Origin of the sequence: Micrococcus sp. HSID17227 (assembly GCF_003989405.1) — a bacterium.
GTDB lineage: Bacteria > Actinomycetota > Actinomycetes > Actinomycetales > Micrococcaceae > Micrococcus > Micrococcus luteus.
Genome location: NZ_RBLN01000482.1, coordinates 1 through 645, shown reverse-complemented (window position 1 = coordinate 645; position 645 = coordinate 1). Strand labels below are relative to the sequence as shown.

The 645-nt window shown below is 69.0% G+C and carries 1 protein-coding gene; it reads left to right on the top strand.

Annotated elements, in window-relative coordinates; all coding sequences use genetic code 11:
• On the top strand, positions 1 to 645 hold a 645-nt coding region (gene ccsB, locus D8M29_RS12800), incomplete at its 5' end, for a c-type cytochrome biogenesis protein CcsB (RefSeq protein WP_127446054.1).

The following is a 645-nucleotide window of genomic DNA, read 5'->3' as shown; positions in this document are numbered from 1 at the left end:
GGCCTCGCCGCCTCCCGCGTGCCGTGGGGCAACCTGTACGAGTTCATGACCACGGGCGCGCTCGTGATCACGACCGTCTACCTGCTGTTCCTCTTCCGCAAGGACCTGCGCTTCGTGGGCACGTTCGTCACCGGTCTCGTGGTGGCCATGATGTGCGCGGCCACCATGGGCTTCCCGACGCCGGTGGGCCACCTCCAGCCGCCGCTGCAGTCGCCGTGGCTCGTCATCCACGTGTCCATCGCCGTGCTCGCCAGCTCGCTGTTCGCGCTGACCGCGGCGATGTCCGTGCTGCAGCTGCTGCAGGACCGTGCGGAGAAGCGCGCCGCGGCGGGCGAGCGCTCGTGGGCGTTCCTGCGCCTCGTGCCGGCCGCGCAGGGGCTGGAGAACTGGTCCTACCGCCTCAACGCGATCGCCTTCGTGATGTGGACGTTCACCGTGATCGCCGGCGCCATCTGGGCCGAAGCCGCGTGGGGCCGGTACTGGAACTGGGACACCAAGGAGGTCTGGTCCTTCGTCATCTGGGTGGTCTACGCGGCGTACCTGCACGCCCGCGCCACCCGCGGCTGGACCGGCGCCCGCGCGGCCTGGCTGAGCATCGTGGGCTTCCTGTGCATCGTGTTCAACTACACGATCGTGAACACGTAA